Below are 17,932 nucleotides of genomic sequence, written 5' to 3' on the forward strand. Positions count from 1 at the left end.
CCATCGTGCGTATGTGTCCTTCCGTGAGATTCCTAGACAGTTCTCACCGACCATCGCACGATGGCTCACCACGTCAAAGACGTGACACTCAACACCGAGAACTACACCACCACAAGGGACGCCACCCCGTTCGTCCTCGAAGTGGGGGTGACCCCGCGATGCGTGCGACGGTGCTCGAGCGTAGTCAGGACGCCGCGCTGCGCCGCCACTTGCGGGCCCCGATGCGTGCGATTCGGTCCGTTGGGGCGCACTCGCCACCGTTCGTCCTTGGGTGACACGCCCTGCGGGTCACGGTGCGCGAGCGGTAGGTAAGACGCCGGACCGCGCCGCCAATTGCGGGGTGCGATGCGTGCGTTGGCTCGCACTCGTGACCGTTCGTCGTTGAAGTGGGGCTGACCCCGCGATGCGTGCGATTCGTTCGGTCGGGCGCGCTCGCCGACGATTGACACGGAGCGCCGCAGCATGTTTCACGTGAAACCCGCCCTCCCGACGGAGTCGTAGCGCCCGGCCGGTGTGCCTGTAGCTGGAACCAGGTCATCGGCTCCCGGAGGCGCAGCGAGCGGAAGGGTAAGACGGCGGGTTGCGGCGCGAGTCGTTGGCCACCCATCCCCTAAGCGAGTTGCTGTTGAGCGCCGTTGCCGACGATCGACAACGGCGTCGCCCAGGGTGTTTCACGTGAAACGCTCGCGCGGCGGGGCGCGGCTCTGTGCTCGGCGAGGACGCGGTGAAGCGGGGGCTGAGAGGGCCCACGGCCCAAGGACGGTGAGTGCAGGTCAAACGTTGGGTAGCGGAGCGAGTCGTGGGCCACGCATGGGTTCGCGGTAACTGGGTTGAGAAGGCAATACCCAGCCTGGCGCCGCCCTGTCGGTGCGCGGTGGAGACGGACGGCCGACTTTGCTGAGGAGGTGATACCCCAGCGTTGTCCCGCACGACGTCGAAGCGGCGGGCGGCATGGAGCCGCTCGCCTGGCGCGGTGAGTGTATGTGGTTGGACCACCACCGCCGCTTGACGATGCGAGGTTGAGCTGGACGCCCCTACGCGGTCGCGCAGCACGTGAGCAGCCCGAACGTGCGCCGTCATGGCGGCCAGTACCTTCACGGCGGCAATGGCCACCTTGGCTCGGGGGGTCGTGGAGGATCGCAGCGTCGGCAAGACCGCCGGTGGTGTCTTTCGGCCCTGCACTACTGGCGCAGCGCTGTCGTGGGAACTGAGTACCGCTGCGCGTGGAGTGTGGCCGTGGCCCGTTTCACGTGAAACGGCAGCGGCATGGTGCGAAACGGACACGCGGTTGGAATGCGCAACCGCAGGCATACCAGCGTTCAGCATCAAGCGCAGGGTGGCTCGTGCTTCTCGTCGGTCCCGGCGGGCTGGACCTGGACCGTTATCCCGGGCCGGATCGGGGGGTGCTCGCACCTTGGCGACCTCGCACACGTGTGCGATCGGATTTGACGTCTGCATCGGGTGGTTCGGTGAGCGCTCCCCGTCGTGGCGACGCATAGACCTCCTCAACACGGCGGGGCCGTGTCCCTCATTCGACGGAACGCGCCTCAGCGTGATCGAGCAGACGGCGGTCGCCGTTAGGCTTGATCTGCGCCTCGGGCAGGCGGGCGTCTCGTCGCCCGAACGTGGTTGCGAGATTGGAGTAATCGGCATGGCACAGGGCGGAGGACGCGGATGGTTCCATCGCAGGCGTACCCCGCACCAACCTGAACCGGCCCCGAGGGCCGCAACGCCGCCGGCATCTCCGTCCGCAGCCCCAGATGTCGACATTCCCGCTGATGGGTCGGCCCAACCTTCCTCCCCGCAGGTCCCCCCGCCGCCGCTCGCCGAGGGCCGAGTCGACCCAGCGCTTTCGGCCACGACAGGGGCGGCGTCGCACCCGACGGCCATCGCGGCCAGCCAGCTCGATCCGCCGGCAGGAGTCCCCTCGCCGACCGGGATCGGGGCATCCCAGAACCGAGACACCTCATCGGAATCGCTCGGGCCGGCGATCGATGACCGGCCCGTCCGCGGCCCGATACAACCGCAGGAACCCGCTCCTGCCGCTGACCCGAGTCGGCCGTACGCTGACGCGGCCGGCCGTCAGCCATCGACGCGCATCGATTGGGACGCCGAGACGGCGGCCGCGCTGACCGGAGAGGTCGAGCCGCTCCGATCGATGCCCACGACACCTCCGCCTCCCGACGCGTTGCTGGAGGACCTCATCCGCGAGATCGTCGGTGGTTCCGCTGAGCACGCCCCCGGCGACATCCAAGCGAGCGACCAGCGCGCTGCAACGCCGCGAGCACCCGTTGCCGAGGCGGAGGAGACAGGTGCCGACCCGGTGGGGGCGCCTCCCCCAGCCATCACGTCGGCCACCACGCCGCCCGAAACCAACGGGTCCGGTCGCTCCCCATCGCTGGCTTCCGAAACCCCGGACGTGTCCATTGAAGTTGGTGGACTGGAGAACACACCCGGTCGACCCCAACTGGAGACGTCCACGTTCGCCGGTGCCCGCCTGACCGATGGGGTGCACGCGACTCCGTCACCGTCCAGAGACACCGGCTCGCCATCTCGGGATGTTCCGGCAGCATCGGAGATGACCCCCTACCCCGCGGCGCCGGGCCTCTCGGTTGATGTTTCACGTGAAACGCAGCCTGGTCGACTGACCGATTCGGAGGGAGTGCCGTCCTTCGTCGTTTCACGTGAAACTGCGACGACGGATGTGACCGCGACGTCAGCCTCCGTCATGGACGGGACCGCCACTGCTCCGCAACCGCCTTCCGATCTCCTATCACCTGAAACGACCGCCCTAGCAGCACACCCCAATCATCTTGCCGGTACACCGGAAACCCCGGCGCAAGCATCTTCAGACGCCGTTTCACGTGAAACGACCACCGACCACGGAGGAACTCCCCTGGCTGACGAACTCGCTGATGAGACGCGACGACGGATCGCCCTCGAAGAGACGCGCCTCCCACTTCCGCCCGAGACGCGTGTGCTCACGATCTCGAACCAGAAGGGCGGTGTGGGCAAGACCACCACGGCAGTGAACCTCGCGGCCGCGCTTGCCCGCGCCGGCGCGCGGGTGCTCGTGATCGATCTCGATCCGCAGGGCAACGCGTCGACCGCGCTCGGTGTCGAGCACCGGTCCGATCAACAGAGCGTTTACGAGGTGCTTGTCTCCGATCTCCCGCTCGCCGAGGTGATCCGGCCGTCTACTGAGCACGAAGCGCTCGACTGCGTCCCAGCGACGATCCACCTCGCAGGCGCGGAGATCGAGTTGGTGTCGCTGGTCGCTCGCGAGCAACGGCTCCGCCGCGCACTCAATGCGCACCTCGCCTCCATGGATGAGCCGTATCACTACGTGCTCATCGACTGCCCTCCGTCGCTCGGACTCCTCACGATCAACGCGTTCGTAGCTGCTCGGGAGGTGCTCATTCCCATACAGTGCGAGTACTACGCGCTCGAGGGCCTCTCCCAACTCCTCAGCAACATCGAGCTCATCGAGAAGCACCTCAATGCCGATCTCAGGCTGTCGACGATCCTTCTCACGATGTACGACTCGCGCACCAACTTGGCGCAACAGGTGGCCCAAGAGGTGCGCAACCACTTCCCCACCCAGACCCTCGACACGATCATCCCGAGGTCGGTTCGCGTGTCCGAAGCCCCCAGTTACGGACAGAGCGTGATCACGTATGACTACGCGTCGAGCGGGTCTCTTTCATATCGAGAAGCCGCCGCCGAGATCGCTCGGCGCGGTGCTGCATAAGCCCGAGGAGTCGGAATAGATGGCAACAAAACGAACCGGACTCGGCCGAGGGATCGGCGCGCTGATTCCGAGCGGTGACGACGGGACCCGATCCGCTCGTCCGGTCGACGTGTTCTTCCCCGACGCGGAGTCGACTCCGGCGACGGCGATCGCCGCCGTGGAGCATGCGGCAGCAGCGGAGGGCCTGCTTACGGTTCCCGGCGCGCACCTCGCGCATCTCGACCCCGACACCATCGTTCCGAATGCTCAGCAGCCCCGGACCGTTTTCGACCCCGACGATCTCGCGGAACTGATCCACAGCATCAAGGAGTTCGGCGTTCTGCAGCCGATCGTCGTGCGACCACACCCTGATTTGCTGGGGAAGTTCGAGCTGGTCATGGGTGAGCGGCGGCTCCGGGCCACGAAGGCGGCGGGGCTCGCCACCATTCCGGCCGTGATCAAGGACACGGCGAACGACGCGATGCTTCGCGACGCGCTCCTCGAGAACCTGCACCGGTCACAACTGAATCCTCTCGAGGAGGCATCCGCGTACCAGCAACTCCTCGCAGATTTCGGTATCACGCAGGAGGAACTCGCCAGCCGAATCGGGCGATCGCGGCCCCAGATCTCCAATACGCTCCGGCTGCTGAAGCTTCCCGAGCCCGTGCAGCTCCGCGTCGCCGCGGGAGTCCTGAGCGCGGGACACGCTCGCGCGATCCTCGCCGTCGGTGATGATCCCGAGCGCATGCAGCAGTTCGCTGACAGGATCGTCAACGAGGAACTGTCGGTCCGGGCGGCGGAGGCCCTGGCCACGGCGGATCCGAAGCCCGCGCGGGCGAAGCCTGCGGCCGGGAAGCGTCAGGATTTCCTCGACGACTTGGCGGCAAGGCTTGGCGATCGTTTGAACACTCGGGTCCGCATCTCCCTCGGGGCGCGCAAAGGCCAGATCAGCATCGATTTCGCCACGGTCCAGGACCTTCGTCGGATCCTCACGGACCTCGGCGAAGAGCTCGAAGGCGTGTGAGGTCAGAGCCTCTCCCCTCGTGAGAAGGAAAACGCGTTGGGGCATCGTCGTGATGACGACTCGAGCAGAGCGAACCGGCTAGGCACCACGTGCAACGGCGGCGCGCACGAGGGAGTCGTACACGGCGGCGGTATCCGTGCCCGATGCTTCGATCGCGAGCGGCACCGACGACGTCTCCGTCAGTCCGGGGATCACGTTCGCCTCGAGGAACCAGGGCGTCCCCGCATCGTCGACCATGAAGTCGACCCGGGAGAGGTCTCGGAGTCCGAGGGTGCGATGCGCGAGGGTCGCGGCATCCGACACTGCATCGATCGTGGCATCGTCGAGGCGGGACGGCGCATAGAACGTCGTCTCGCCGGCCGTGTAGCGCGCCTCGAAGCTGTAGATGCCCCTGTTGGGCTCGATCTCGACGGGCGTCAGTGCGCGAGGCCCGTCACCCGCGTCCACCACCGCGACGGCGAGCTCGGTTCCCTTGATGCGACGCTCGACGACGGCGACCTCGGCATAGGTGAAGGCTTCGACCATTGCTCGAGGCAGGTCGTTCGGGTCTTGCACGATGGTGACGCCTTGGGCCGACCCTCCGGAACCCGGCTTCACCACGACATCACCCTCGAGCGCTTCACGGACGACTCCCAGCACGCTCGCCGCGCCGAGTTCGCGGAACGACTCGTGCGACAGCACGACCGACTCGGGCACGGCAACCCCGGCGCCCGCAACCAGCGAGCTCGCGACCGGTTTCGACCACGCCCGCCGCGCCGAGCTGCCGCTCGAACCGACAGTCGGCATGCCGACCGCCTCCAGGAGGTCGAGGAGCGAACCGTCCTCGCCGGAGGAGCCGTGCAGCGCGGGGAAGACGACGTCGGGGCGCTCGCTCGCGAGGAAGGGAAAGAGACCGGCGTCGGGGTCGCGAAGCACGACGCGGTGGCCGGCTTGGGTCAGCGAGTCGGCGACACGGCGGCCCGAACGAAGCGACACGTCACGCTCGTGTGAGATCCCGCCCGCCAGGACGACGACGAACAGGCCGCTCGAATCGCTCATGATCAGGGGTTCTCCTCTACTTGAGGTCGGTTGGCGGGGCGGAGTCGAATCCGGGGGTGGGCGGAAGCTGGAGGGTGCCGGTACCTGCGAAGGTATCCAGGAGGTCGAGTTCGCCGTTCACGACGGTGGCGAGACGCCGGATGCCCACCCGGATGGCATCGGGCGTCGGATAGCAGAACGACAGGCGCATGGCATGTCGCCCGCGACCATCGGCGAAGAACGCGGTACCGGGGGTGTAGGCGACGAGTTCGCGCACGGCCCGAGGAAGCATCTGCTTCGAATCGAGCATGTCGGGCATGGTCACCCAGACGTAGAAGCCGCCGTTCGGGTTGGTCCAGCTCAGTTGGGGAAGGTGCTCGCCCAACGCCTCGATCATCGCGTCCTTGCGTTCGCGATAGACGCCGCGGAAGGTGTCGATCTGGCCACGCCAGTCGGCGTTGGAGAGGTACTCCGCGACGACGAGCTGGCTGAATGAACTGGGTGAGAGGATCGCGGATTCGGCTGCCAGGATGAGCTTCTCGCGGATGGCGTGCGGGGCCAGGGCCCAGCCGACCCGGAATCCGGGGGCGAGGGTCTTCGAGAAGGATCCAAGGTAGATCACGTGCTCCTCGTCGAGCGATCGCAGCGCGGGCGGCGCGGGCTCATCGAAGTGGAGCAGGCCGTACGGGTTGTCTTCGAGGACCAGGATCTCGTTCTGCCGGCAGATTTCGAGGATCTCGGGGCGCCGGGATGCGGCCAACGTCACGCCGGCCGGGTTGTGGAAGTTCGGGATCGTATAGAGGAACTTGATCCGCCGCCCTTGGCCACGGAGGTGGGCGATCGTTTCCCGAAGGGCATCGGGAATGAGGCCGTCCTCGTCCATCGCGACGTGCACGACGCTCGCCTGGTACGAGCGGAACACTCCGAGGGCACCGACGTAGCTCGGCGATTCCGCGAGGATGACGTCGCCCGGGTCGATGAACAGCTTGGCGACGAGGTCGAGAGCCTGCTGCGATCCAGTCGCGGTGACCACATCGTCGACCGAGCCGCGGATGCCCTCGAGCGACATGACGTCGAGAATGTGCTCGCGGAGCGCGGGGATCCCCTGTCCGGAGCCGTACTGCAGCGCGGTCGGGCCCTGCGTGCGCATGACCCGTTCCATCGAGGAGACGATGAGCTCCTCGGGAAGCGCCGACACGAACGGCATGCCGCCCGCGAGGGAGACGACCTCGGGTCTGGAGGCGACCGCGAAGAGCGCGCGGACTTCGGAGGCAGCGAGCCCCGCGGCTCGCTCGGCGTAGTTCGAGTACCAGGGGTCGAGATTGTTGCCGGTCCGCCGGGGGACGCCGTCAGAGGTCACGTCGCTTCCGTTTCTGCTCGAAGTTCAATGCTAGTTGTGCGTCGGTACGCGAAAGACCCGCCCGGTGGCACCGGACGGGTCTCGAGTTGGTGAGGCGGCCGGCTACGAGATGTAGGCGGCGAGGTCGGCCTCGAGCGCGGGCTTGGGCTTCGCGCCGATGACGGTCTTGACGACCTCGCCCTTCTCGAACACCTTGAACGCGGGAATCGCGGTGATCTGGTACTTCATCGCGAGCTGCGGGTTCTCATCGACGTTCAGCTTGACGATGTCGAGCTTGTCTGAGTGCTCGGTCGCGATCTGGTCGAGGATCGGGCTCACCATGCGGCACGGACCGCACCACTCTGCCCAGAAGTCGACGAGAACAGCCTTGTCGTTCTTGAGGACCTCCTGCTCGAAGGTGGCCTCGGTCACTGCACGTGCAGTCATAGCGTTTTCTCCTTTGGTGAAGCGGATGCCGCGGACGACGGCCCGGCGTCGTCAGCGCGTCTGGGCGAAGTTCTCGACAGCGGTGACCTCTTCGATCGCCTCCGCCTTGATCTCGGCGATCTCGGGTGAGGGCGAGTCTTCGAGGGCGGCCAGGTAGTGCTCGGCGTCGAGTGCGGCGACGGTGCCCGAGCCGGCGGCGGTCACGGCCTGCCGGTAGAAGGGGTCGATCACGTCACCCGCGGCGAACACGCCGGGAACCGAGGTGCGCGACGAGCGACCCTCGACGTGAATGGTTCCCTCGCGGGTGAGCTGGAGCTTGCCGTGCACGAGGTGGGTGCGTGGGTCGTTGCCCACCGCGACGAACAGACCGTCGAGGTCGAGCGCTCGCAACTCTCCGGTGACGGTATCGCGGAGCGTCACCCCGGTCACCTGGTCGGTGCCGTGGATCTGCGTGACCTCGGCGTTCCAGATGAACTCGATCTTCGGGTTGTCGAAGGCTCGCTTCTGCATGATCTTCGATGCCCTGAGCGAGTCACGGCGGTGGATCACGTACACCTTGTCGGCGAACTTCGTGAGGAAGGTCGCCTCCTCCATGGCGGAGTCGCCGCCGCCCACGACCGCGATGGTCTTCTGCTTGAAGAAGAAGCCGTCGCAGGTGGCGCACCACGAGAGGCCATGGCCCGAGAGGATCTCCTCCTCGGGGAGACCGAGCTTGCGGTAGGCGGAACCGGTCGCGTAGATGAGCGCCTTGGCCTCGTGCACGTCGCCGCTCCCGAGCTTGACGCGCTTCACCGGGCCCTCGACGTCGAGTTCGACGACGTCGTCATAGACCACCTCGGTGCCGAATCGCTCGGCCTGGGCCTGCAGCTTGGCCATCAGGTCGGGACCCATGATGCCCTCGGGGAATCCGGGGAAGTTCTCGACCTCGGTGGTGTTCATCAGCTCGCCGCCGATCTCGACGGAGCTCGCGATGAGGAGCGGCTTCAACTCGGCGCGGGCGGCGTAGATGGCGGCGGTGAACCCGGCAGGGCCCGAACCGATGATGATGATGTCGCGCAAACCCGCTCCCGTCGTTGCTGGTGGATCTGAAGCATCCGTCGCAACGCATGCCTCGACGTGTTGAACACAGTCTAGGTGTCGGGTATTCCGAGGCCGGGTGGGCCTTTCACCGCTTGGAAAGTCGTGCGAGGAGTGGGGCGGCGAATCCCCGCAGCTCAGGGGAGCGCAGCAACCAGAGCACTCCGAAGTAGATCGTCGCCATCACGATTCCGATGATCGCCATCGAGATGATCGCACCGCTGCGGTCGGTGACCGCGAAGCCGCCGGCCGTGGTGCCGCCGAGTGCGATGAGCAGTGCGACGCCCACCGCGGCCGGGATCAGCACCGCGCCGAGGTCGCGCAGCAGGCTCAGGGCGATGCGTCGCCCCTCGAGCAGGCCGAGCTTGCGGCGCAGCAGCACGAGGGCCAGCACGAGTTGGGCGGTGCCCGCGAGCGTCGTCGCGAGGGCGACGCCGACCGCGATCCACTGCACCGGAAGGGCGATGCACGCGAGCGCTGCCGCCGAGAAGACGATGACCTGGAAGAGCGTGAAGAAGAACGGAGTGCGGGTGTCACCGAGGGCGTAGAACGTGCGCTGCACGACGAAGAGCATGCTGAACCCGACGAGGCCGATGGCGAACGCGATGATCACGTTGCCGAGGGCGGATGCGCGTTCGAGTCCGGGTTGGAACACCGCGGCGAACGGATACGCCACCACCATGAGCACCGCCGCGGCGAGCACGAGGATCACGGTCACGCCCCGCACGGCGCTCGAGAAGTCGTCGCGGACCCGGTCGAGGGCGCCGAGGTGCGCGTGCTCGCTCATGCGCGTGAAGTAGGCGGTCGCGATCGAGACCGTGATCACCGAGTGCGGCAGCATGAACACGAGCCACGCGTTGTCGATCGCGGCCAGCGAGGCGCCCGCGCCCGACGCCAGGAGCACGACCTGGGTCTGCACGATGCCGGCGAACGTGGTGAGCAGCAGCATCCCGAAGGTCCAACCCGCCATGCGTCCGGCGGCGCCGAGTCCGACGCCGCGCCAGCCGAAGTCGGGACGGTAGCGGAGCCCGATGCGCCGCCAGAACCAGAACAGCACCACGGCCTGCGTGACGATGCCGAGCGTTGCAGAACCCGCGAGCACGGCGATCATGAGCGGATCCCAGTCGTCGACGGTTCGCGTGCCGTCGGGATCGAAGCCGAAGAGCACGCCGAAGATCACGAGGCCGATGAGCGCGACGATGTTGTTCAGCACGGGCACCCAGGTGAACGGGCCGAAGCTGCGTCGAGCGTTCAGCACCTCGCCGAGCAGTGTGTAGAGCCCGTAGAAGAAGATCTGGGGCAGGCACCACCACGCGAACGCGATGGCGAGCGGGAGGATCTCGGGGTTGGACCCGGCGTAGATCCACGCGAGCACCGGGGCGAGCGCCGTCGCCAATACCGTGGCCGCGCCGATGACGACGAGCGCCAGCGTGAGCAGCTTGTTGATGTAGGCGCTGCCGCCGTCGGGATTCGTGCTGGCCCGCACGATCTGCGGCACGAGCACGGCCGAGAGCACGCCGCCTGCGACGATGACGTACACCGTGTTCGGCAGGCCGTTGGCGACCGCGAACGCATCGGCCGACGTGGAGCCGACGACGCCGATCGCGGCGGCGAGAACGATCGCCTTCAGGAATCCGAGGAGTCGCGACACGATGGTGCCCGAGGCCAGGAAGAAGCTGGCGCGACCGATGCGATCGGGGTCAGTCACGGTGCGCATCCGTCGGTTCGTCGGAATCCGAGCGAGCGGATGACGCGGGGCCGGCGTTCGTCGAACGGGGGTCGGCTGCGGCATCCGTGGCATTCGCCTTGGCGGTGCGCTCCCGGCGGCGGCGGCGGATGCTGCGCCATACGCCGATGCCGAACACGAGAATCACGATCGCCGCGAGGATCGCAGCGCCGAGCCCCTCCCAGTCGGCCTGCACGTTCGCGGGGATGGTCACCGTGCTGCCGATCGGCACGCCCGAGGGGGACGACAGCGACACCGCCAGCGAGACCTCGCCGTTGCCGACACCCGCGGCGACCGGCACCCGCACGGTGCTGCGCGACTGGGGCTCGACCGTGACCTCGACCTGGTCTTCGACGATGAGGCGTCCGTTGGACGGGTTGACGTCGACGACGACCGTGACGGGATACGACAGCGCGTTCTCGATGGTGGTCGGCACGCCCGTCTCGGTCGACACGACGTTGATCGTGCTGCTGGGGACCACGGAGACCGCATCGAGGATCGCGGACTGCGTCGTCAGCCACTCGGTGACCGCGGCGTTCCACGCCTGGGGATCGTCGATCCACTCGACACTGAGGAGGGCGAGCAGGTCGCGTCGCGTCGGCCCCGTGAGCAGGGCGGCATCGGCGAGCACGCTCGCGAACGCCGTCACGTCGGCCTCGGCCTGCACCATGCTCGCCGCGGTCGCGAGCCGCTCTTGGGTCTCGGGCTCATCGACGAGCGCGCGGGCCTCGGGTGGGGCGCCGATCGCGTCGGAGAGTCCGGCGAGCGACGACCAGGGCGAGGTGGCCACCTCGTCGATGAGGGCGGACACACGGATGGGCTGCGGCGCCGCACCACGGTCGAACATCGCCAGCACCGTCGTGCGCGCATCGCTCGCGTCGAGCGCGAGCTCGGACAGCATCAGGCCCGCCGCAGCCCTCCACTCGGTGTCGGTCGCAGCGTTCGACGCGGCCCGGATCGCGTCGGTGAGCGCGCCATCGGCGACGAGCACGGTGGAACCGTCGACGTTCGCCGACGACTGGGCGGGGCCCTCGACGGGCGCGGCATTTGCTGAGGAGAGGAATGTCGTCGTCAGGCCTGCGGCGTCGAAGAAGCCGAGATTCCCGGCTGCCACGGAGTCGTCGGCGGGCCAGGCGATGTCGGCGCGGGTATACGGCCAGTCGAGCAGTTCCTCGGTCGTGGGAAGGCCGCCCGGCGTCGGCTGGGGCTCGGGCGAGGCCGTCGGGGTGGGACCGGCGCCGTCGCCGGCGTCCTGCTCGGTTCCCGCTTCGTCGGCCGGGGTCGAGAAGTTGGCCGGGTCGAGCGCATCGGCGAACGTCGTCGCACTGAGCGGCGCAGACAGTCCGAGCTGCGCCTGCAGCGCGAGATCCGCGTCGGCGTAGGCGAGCGGGAAGACCTCGTTCGGTACGCTCGCCAGCCGGTCGAGCCACGCCGTCGCGGTCGCCGGCGCCGCCGTGCCGAGCACCCGGATCGACGCGATGATGCGCGGGTCGATGCCGATGGCGACGCGTCGCCCGGCCAGTGCCTCGAGCTGCCGGGTCAAGAGCCCGGTCGGGCCCGTCCAGTTCTCGAGCTGCGAGGCGTCGATGAGGCCGTCGGTGACGGTCGACGGCACGGTGAGCGGGGCCGCGAGTGCGACGGCCACCGATCCGGATGCCGGTACATCCCCGTTGGGGAATGCGTCGACGCCGGCGGCCACCACGGTGTCGCCGACCACCAGTTCGGCTCCGAGCCCGATGACGTGAGAGTCGGCGAGTTCGGCGAACGACTCCCCCGGGACCGTGAACGGCACGACCGTCGTGCCGCCTGAGGCGAGCCCCCGGGACGGCGCTTCGGCGAGCGGGACCACCGATTGGCCCAGCCCGGGCTGGCCTTCGGCGGCGCCCGACGACAGCCAGTCGTCGAGTTCGGCCTCGTCGTCGATCGATGAGCCGGTGCGGACGAGCCGAACCACGCCCGCAGCAAGGGATTCGCCGGTGGCGTTCTCGATCTCGACCGAGAGGGCCACGGACGCACTCGGCGTGATGGCGGTGGTGATCGTCGGCGAGACGCGAACGAGCACGCCGCTCTCGTCGTCGGCGGGTTGGATCGTCCGCGCTCCCCTGGCTGCCGCGGGTCGAGCGCTCGAGGCGTCGGCCCCCGGCACGGCGAGTACCGACAGCATGCCCGCGGCGGCCTCGAATCCCGCGCTGGCGGCGAGCGGTGCGGTCATCACGCCCACCACGATGGCGGCGCCCGCACCCAGCAGCAGCGCCCCTCGGCGGCGGCGCCGGTGCCGGAGGGTGGAGTCGGCGCGCGCGTACGCCTCGTTCCGCTCCGCCACCATGCACGCGATTCTACGGCGTGGGTCTTGAGCATCCGCTCGACGTCCACAGGCGTTGCCCGCGGCATCCGACCGCCTTCTGTTCGGTCACGACGCCGACCGCCCGAGCCCCCGGAATAGCATGGAGGCCATGCAGAGCGTCGCGGCGGCCCTCGAGCGGCTGAGAGGGCTGGCCGATTCGCCGACGGTCGCGCAACTCGCCCAGGCGTTCGACGCGGCGGGTCGCGAGATCGCCCTCGTCGGCGGCCCGGTGCGCGACGCGTTCCTCGGCAGGCAGACGAACGATCTCGATTTCACGACGGATGCCACGCCCGACGAGATCCTCGCGATCGTCGAGCCGATCGCCGAGGCCCACTGGGACATCGGCCGCGACTTCGGCACGATCGGGGCGAAGATCGCCGGCGAGGCGGTGGAGATCACCACGTACCGCGCCGACTCGTACGACGGCGACTCGCGCAAGCCCGAGGTGGTGTTCGGGTCGAGCCTCGAGGACGACCTGGCGCGCCGCGACTTCACCGTCAACGCGCTCGCACTGCGCCTGCCCCAGCTCGCGCTCGTCGACCCGTCGGGCGGGATCGACGACCTGCTCGCCGCGACCCTGCGCACGCCGGCCGCGCCCGAGCGGTCGTTCGGCGATGACCCGCTGCGCATGCTGCGCGCCGCCCGATTCTCGGCTCAGCTCGGATTCGAGGTCGAGGAGGGGACCCGCGCGGCGATGACCGAGCTCGCATCCGAGATCGACCGCATCTCCGCCGAGCGCGTGCGCGACGAGCTGTCGAAGCTCCTGCTGACCGCGGCACCTCGGGGCGGCATCCGCCTGCTCGTCGAGTCGGGACTCGCCGATCGGGTCCTGCCAGAGATCCCGGCGCTGCGCCTCGAGATCGACGAGCATCACCACCACAAGGACGTGTACGAGCACTCGCTCACCGTGCTCGACCAGGCGATCGATTACGAGGTGTCGCGCGGTCGACTGGACTCTCCCGACCTCGTGCTGCGGCTCGCGGCCCTGTTGCACGACATCGGCAAGCCGGCCACGCGTCGGCTCGAGCGCGGCGGCGCAGTGACGTTCCACCACCACGACGTCGTCGGCGCCAAGCTCGCCCGCAAGCGGCTCCGGGCGCTCCGGTACGACAACGACACGATCGCCGCGGTCTCCCGCCTGATCGAACTGCACCTGCGGTTCTTCGGGTACACCGACGGGGCCTGGACCGACTCGGCCGTCCGTCGCTACGTGCGCGACGCCGGCGACCAGCTCGAGCGGCTGCACATCCTCACTCGAGCGGATGTCACGACCCGCAATCGTCGCAAGGCCGATCGCCTCGGCTTCGCCTACGACGACCTCGAGGAGCGCATCGCGGTGCTCGCCGAGCAGGAGGAGCTCGCGGCGGTGCGCCCCGAGCTCGACGGCGAGCAGATCATGGCGCTGCTGGGCGTGAAGCCCGGCCCGATCGTGGGCGAGGCGTACCGCTTCCTGCTCGACGTGCGGCTCGACGAGGGCCCGATCGGTGCCGACGCCGCGCGCGAGCGGCTGCTCGCCTGGTGGGCGCAGCGCGCGCCATCCTGACCTCGTCTTCTCGCCGAGTGTGCTCATCGTGCGCCCGCCGCGGGGCGAGCTCGCCGAGTGTGCTCATTGTGCGCCCGCCGCGGGGATTTCGGGCGGTTCCGGCGGCAGTATCGGGCACACTCGGCGCGCCGGACTCGTCCTCCACATCGCTGCGAACGACGTTGCCGTGAGGCGGTTCGCCGGTCGTCGCGCAACGAGGGCTCGATATGGCGTGGACTGCGCCGATGGAAGGTTCGGAGGATTGGACGCTCCGCCACGTGTCATTGGTCACCGGCGACCGCAGGTCGAGTACGCGAGCGAAGGGCGGGCTCCTGGTCAAGGTACGGCACGGCGCGTACGTGGCGCCCGAAGACTGGCCGGAACGCGAGCGGGAGGCCGCCCACTTCATACGGATGCAGGCGGTGGATGCCGCGATGCGAACCCGTCCGGTGTTCTCGCATCGATCCGCCGCCCTCGTGTGGGGATTGCCGGTCATCGGCATCTCGAACAGGGTCGACCTCGTCGGCTTCGCCCGTCAGGGCGGACGCACTCGGCGAGGGATCGTCTGGCACAACGACGCCATCCGCGACGACGAGGTGGTCGAGGTCGACGGGATGCTCGTGACCTCGCTGGTTCGCACGATGGTCGACCTGGCACGCACACGCGACTTCGCGGCCGCGGTCGCGGCCGTCGACCGCGGACTGCGGAGCGAGTTCCGGTCCGATCTGCTGGGACAGGTCGACGGAGTGCCTCGCGAGCAGGTGATCGAGGCGATCGAGCGGTATCCGGGGCGGCGCGGCATCCGGGCCGCCCGGGCCGTGGTCGCCTTCGCCGACCCTCGCTCCGACTCCGCCGGCGAATCGGCCAGCCGGGCGAACATGCACTTGGCGGGATTCCCGGCGCCGGGCCTGCAAGTGGCCTTGGAGCGATACGACGGCGGTCGCGACATCGTGGACTTCGACTGGCCCGACTCCGGTCATTTCGGGGAGTTCGATGGGCGGGGCAAGTACCTGCGGGAGGAATTCACCGATGGACGTGCGCTCGAGGAGATCCTGCTCGCGGAGAAGGACCGAGAGGATCGGATCCGACGCCATCGGCCGTTCGGCATTCGATGGGGCTGGGACATCGGGACGAACCTGCTGCGCCTCCGGGCTCACCTGATCGCGCACGGTCTCCATCCCACCCGGTGACAGGAGTCGTCGACTGTGCCCGAAATGCTATCGAAAGGCCGGCGCGCGCTGTCGCGGCACGTGGTTTCGAGCACACTCGGCGATCAGACCGGGAAGGGCAGCACCGGCGGCGATGTGCGCGCGGGCGGGGCATCCGTTACCATTGACAGGTTGCCCGTGTGCCGCAGTCGCGGCCTCCTCGGTGCGACGCGTGAACACCCTCCTGCTGCCGGGACCGACCCGGCAGCCGCTGAGTCCGAAGGAGGTGGGTAAGTCATGCACCAGTACGAGCTGATGGTCATCCTCGATCCCGAGATCGACGAGCGCACCGTTGCTCCCAGCCTTGACAAGTTCCTCAACGTCATCCGTAACGATGGCGGCACCGTCGACAAGGTCGACATCTGGGGACGTCGTCGTCTGGCCTACGAGATCAACAAGAAGTCCGAGGGCATCTACGCCGTCGTCGACTTCACCGCGGAGTCCACGACCACCGATGAGCTCGACCGCCAGCTGAACCTCAGCGAGGCCGTCATGCGCACCAAGGTGCTCCGCGCAGAAGACGCGATCGCCCAGGTCGCCGCCCACACCAAGGCGCAGGAGGAGAAGGCCGCGAAGAAGGCCGCTGCCTCTGCGAAGGCCGGTGCCCGGGCTGCTGCCGCGGCATCCGCCCCCGCCTCGACCAAGGACGCCTAGGTCCCATGGCCGGCGAGACGATCATCACCGTGGTGGGCAACCTCACGGCAGACCCCGAGCTGCGCTACACGCAGAACGGGCTGGCGGTTGCCAACTTCACCATCGCGTCCACCCCCCGCACGTACGACCGTCAGGCGAACGAGTGGAAGGACGGTGAAGCGCTGTTCCTGCGCGCGAGTGTCTGGCGCGAGTTCGCCGAGCACGTCGCCGGATCGCTCACCAAAGGTACCCGGGTCATCGCTTCCGGGCGTCTCAAGCAGCGTTCGTACGAGACGAAGGAAGGCGAGAAGCGCACCACCATCGAGCTCGAGATCGACGAGATCGGCCCGAGCCTGCGCTACGCCACCGCTTCCGTGACCCGAGCCCAGTCGAACCGTGGCGCGGTCGGCGGCGGCTCCTACGGCGGCGGCCAGTCCGACGACGCGTGGGCGCCGAGTGCTCCCGCGGCCCGGCAGGGCGGCGGCGATGTCTGGAACACGCCGGGCACGAGCTACGGCGACGAGACCCCCTTCTAATCACCAGGGTTTCGAGACGGCGCTTCGCGCCTCCTCAACCCGCAGAACACCAAGACAGGAAATCCAATGGCTGGAAAGTCAAGCGGCGACCGCCGCAAGCCGAGCCGCGGGAAGGGCGCGAAGAACGCCGCCCCGGCGAAGTCGATCAAGGTCGGCGTCATCGACTACAAGGATGTCGCCACCCTCCGCAAGTTCATCTCCGAGCGCGGCAAGATCCGCGCCCGCCGCATCACCGGTGTCTCCGTGCAGGAGCAGCGCCTCATCGCCCGCGCCGTGAAGAACGCGCGCGAGATGGCCCTCCTGCCCTACTCGGGCTCCGGCCGCTAAGGAGCACGACGATGGCAAAGGTTATTCTCACCAACGAGGTCACGGGCCTCGGGGCTGCAGGTGACGTGGTCGAGGTCAAGAACGGCTACGCCCGCAACTACCTGGTTCCGCAGGGCCTCGCCACGCCGTGGACCCGCGGCGGCCAGAAGCAGGTCGACCAGATCAAGGCCGCCCGTTCGGCTCGCGAGCTCCACTCCCTCGAAGACGCCCAGGCCGTGAAGGCCAAGCTCGAGGCGGAGAAGGTTCGACTGACCGTCAAGGCCGGCCTCGGCGGTCGCCTCTTCGGTTCGGTGAAGACGGCGGATGTCGCGGCTGCCGTCGCCGACGCCGGTCTCGGCGAGCTCGACAAGCGCAAGATCGAGATCCCGACCCCCATCAAGGCGGTCGGCGAGCACGAGGCGACCGTTCGCCTCCGCGATGAGGTCTCGGCGACGATCACCCTCCAGGTGGTCGCTGCGAAGTAATTCGCGCACTCAGGCAGACGGCGGCTCGGGCTTCGGCCCGGCCGCCGTCTCGCATCTTCGGGTCGCGACGGAACACGCGTCGCTCGACCCCCATCGACCGCGTCGAGGACGTACAGGACTCCGCCGCCATCCTCCTCGACGGCCGGCGCCCCCACGCAATCGACAGCACCGGTTGTACCACCGCGACGATGCCGCGCACAATATTTCTTGACGATTCCTGTGATCGTTGTGCACAGGTCCACGCGTGGCCGCCTCGGAGTTCTGAAGAAGTTTTCGTCCACAGGTGTGGAATGATGAATTCCCTGATCATAAGGAAATTACAGCGGTGTAGTTCGGGGCAATTCCACAGTTTTCCACAGGGCGAGTGCACACGTTCCGCGGCGTTTCGCCCAGTTTCTCCCCAGAGTTATCCACAGGGTGAGTTGTGCTGTGCACGAGGCTTCCATATCGTGAAGCAGCGTCCTGGGATCAGCAGTTCAATCGGCTGGCCGAGCCCGTGTCAGAGGCTCCGGCCACACTGAAGTGCGGGCGCTGAATC

Annotated in this window: 14 protein-coding genes; 8 read left to right on the top strand and 6 right to left on the bottom strand. The window is 68.1% G+C overall.

The annotated features are described in order from the left end of the window. The first annotated feature begins 2,728 nt into the window (after window positions 1–2,728). Together HUS56_RS02490 and HUS56_RS02495 are read left to right on the top strand one after the other, a co-directional pair. The gene (locus HUS56_RS02490; protein ID WP_173921923.1) at window positions 2,729–3,751 is read left to right on the top strand and encodes a ParA family protein; all 1,023 of its coding nucleotides are present in this window, start codon (window positions 2,729–2,731) and stop codon (window positions 3,749–3,751) included. Window positions 3,752–3,770: 19 nt separating this feature from the next. Further along, a complete protein-coding gene (locus HUS56_RS02495; RefSeq protein ID WP_173921852.1) occupies window positions 3,771–4,754 on the top strand; it encodes a ParB/RepB/Spo0J family partition protein in 984 nt (327 codons plus the stop codon). 78 nt (window positions 4,755–4,832) lie between these two features. On the opposite strand, the gene HUS56_RS02500 is transcribed toward HUS56_RS02495, so the two are convergent. From HUS56_RS02500 to HUS56_RS02525, 6 genes are all read right to left on the bottom strand, one after another. Next, complete coding sequence (locus HUS56_RS02500; RefSeq protein WP_173921853.1) at window positions 4,833–5,792, bottom strand: ATP-grasp domain-containing protein; 960 nt, start codon at window positions 5,790–5,792, stop codon at window positions 4,833–4,835. 16 nt (window positions 5,793–5,808) lie between these two features. Continuing rightward, window positions 5,809–7,131, bottom strand: coding sequence for a PLP-dependent aminotransferase family protein (locus HUS56_RS02505; RefSeq protein WP_173921854.1), 1,323 nt, complete (start codon window positions 7,129–7,131; stop codon window positions 5,809–5,811). 102 nt (window positions 7,132–7,233) lie between these two features. Beyond that, complete coding sequence (trxA, locus tag HUS56_RS02510; RefSeq protein ID WP_173921855.1) at window positions 7,234–7,557, bottom strand: thioredoxin; 324 nt, start codon at window positions 7,555–7,557, stop codon at window positions 7,234–7,236. Between the two features lie 51 nt (window positions 7,558–7,608). After that, window positions 7,609–8,616, bottom strand: coding sequence for a thioredoxin-disulfide reductase (trxB, locus tag HUS56_RS02515; protein ID WP_173921856.1), 1,008 nt, complete (start codon window positions 8,614–8,616; stop codon window positions 7,609–7,611). A gap of 106 nt (window positions 8,617–8,722) precedes the next feature. Further along, window positions 8,723–10,342 carry a murein biosynthesis integral membrane protein MurJ gene (gene murJ, locus HUS56_RS02520; RefSeq protein ID WP_254431251.1) on the bottom strand — a complete coding sequence of 540 codons (1,620 nt, stop codon included), beginning with the start codon at window positions 10,340–10,342 and terminating at the stop codon, window positions 8,723–8,725. Continuing rightward, window positions 10,335–12,686 carry a DUF6049 family protein gene (locus HUS56_RS02525; protein WP_173921858.1) on the bottom strand — a complete coding sequence of 784 codons (2,352 nt, stop codon included), beginning with the start codon at window positions 12,684–12,686 and terminating at the stop codon, window positions 10,335–10,337. Before HUS56_RS02525 ends, murJ begins: the two co-directional genes overlap by 8 nt. A 127-nt stretch (window positions 12,687–12,813) precedes the next feature. Here HUS56_RS02525 and HUS56_RS02530 point away from each other — a divergent pair, with 127 nt between their 5' ends. From HUS56_RS02530 to rplI, 6 genes are all read left to right on the top strand, one after another. Continuing rightward, window positions 12,814–14,247, top strand: coding sequence for a CCA tRNA nucleotidyltransferase (locus HUS56_RS02530; protein WP_173921859.1), 1,434 nt, complete (start codon window positions 12,814–12,816; stop codon window positions 14,245–14,247). A 257-nt stretch (window positions 14,248–14,504) separates the two neighbouring features. After that, window positions 14,505–15,416, top strand: coding sequence for a hypothetical protein (locus HUS56_RS02535; protein ID WP_173921860.1), 912 nt, complete (start codon window positions 14,505–14,507; stop codon window positions 15,414–15,416). Window positions 15,417–15,671: 255 nt separating this feature from the next. Continuing rightward, window positions 15,672–16,088, top strand: a complete 417-nt coding sequence (gene rpsF, locus HUS56_RS02540; RefSeq protein ID WP_173921861.1) for a 30S ribosomal protein S6 — start codon at window positions 15,672–15,674, stop codon at window positions 16,086–16,088. A 5-nt stretch (window positions 16,089–16,093) separates the two neighbouring features. After that, complete coding sequence (locus HUS56_RS02545; RefSeq protein ID WP_173921862.1) at window positions 16,094–16,603, top strand: single-stranded DNA-binding protein; 510 nt, start codon at window positions 16,094–16,096, stop codon at window positions 16,601–16,603. Between the two features lie 66 nt (window positions 16,604–16,669). After that, window positions 16,670–16,930 (top strand): 30S ribosomal protein S18, encoded by a 261-nt coding sequence (rpsR, locus tag HUS56_RS02550; RefSeq protein ID WP_056727560.1) that lies wholly within the window; start codon window positions 16,670–16,672, stop codon window positions 16,928–16,930. Window positions 16,931–16,941: 11 nt separating this feature from the next. Continuing rightward, window positions 16,942–17,394 carry a 50S ribosomal protein L9 gene (rplI, locus tag HUS56_RS02555; RefSeq protein WP_173921863.1) on the top strand — a complete coding sequence of 151 codons (453 nt, stop codon included), beginning with the start codon at window positions 16,942–16,944 and terminating at the stop codon, window positions 17,392–17,394. The last annotated feature ends 538 nt before the right edge of the window (window positions 17,395–17,932 follow it).

This window comes from Agromyces sp. Marseille-P2726 (genome assembly GCF_902809835.1).
Taxonomy (GTDB): Bacteria; Actinomycetota; Actinomycetes; order Actinomycetales; family Microbacteriaceae; genus Agromyces.

What these genes read in the sequence shown, in the direction of transcription:
- HUS56_RS02490 (WP_173921923.1), top strand. Translation starts at nt 2,729, where the DNA reads ATGGACGGGACCGCCACTGCTCCGCAACCGCCTTCCGATCTCCTATCA.
- HUS56_RS02495 (WP_173921852.1), top strand. Translation starts at nt 3,771, where the DNA reads ATGGCAACAAAACGAACCGGACTCGGCCGAGGGATCGGCGCGCTGATT.
- HUS56_RS02500 (WP_173921853.1), bottom strand. Translation starts at nt 5,792, where the DNA reads ATGAGCGATTCGAGCGGCCTGTTCGTCGTCGTCCTGGCGGGCGGGATC.
- trxA (WP_173921855.1), bottom strand. Translation starts at nt 7,557, where the DNA reads ATGACTGCACGTGCAGTGACCGAGGCCACCTTCGAGCAGGAGGTCCTC.
- HUS56_RS02525 (WP_173921858.1), bottom strand. Translation starts at nt 12,686, where the DNA reads ATGGTGGCGGAGCGGAACGAGGCGTACGCGCGCGCCGACTCCACCCTC.
- HUS56_RS02530 (WP_173921859.1), top strand. Translation starts at nt 12,814, where the DNA reads ATGCAGAGCGTCGCGGCGGCCCTCGAGCGGCTGAGAGGGCTGGCCGAT.
- rpsF (WP_173921861.1), top strand. Translation starts at nt 15,672, where the DNA reads ATGCACCAGTACGAGCTGATGGTCATCCTCGATCCCGAGATCGACGAG.
- HUS56_RS02545 (WP_173921862.1), top strand. Translation starts at nt 16,094, where the DNA reads ATGGCCGGCGAGACGATCATCACCGTGGTGGGCAACCTCACGGCAGAC.
- rpsR (WP_056727560.1), top strand. Translation starts at nt 16,670, where the DNA reads ATGGCTGGAAAGTCAAGCGGCGACCGCCGCAAGCCGAGCCGCGGGAAG.
- rplI (WP_173921863.1), top strand. Translation starts at nt 16,942, where the DNA reads ATGGCAAAGGTTATTCTCACCAACGAGGTCACGGGCCTCGGGGCTGCA.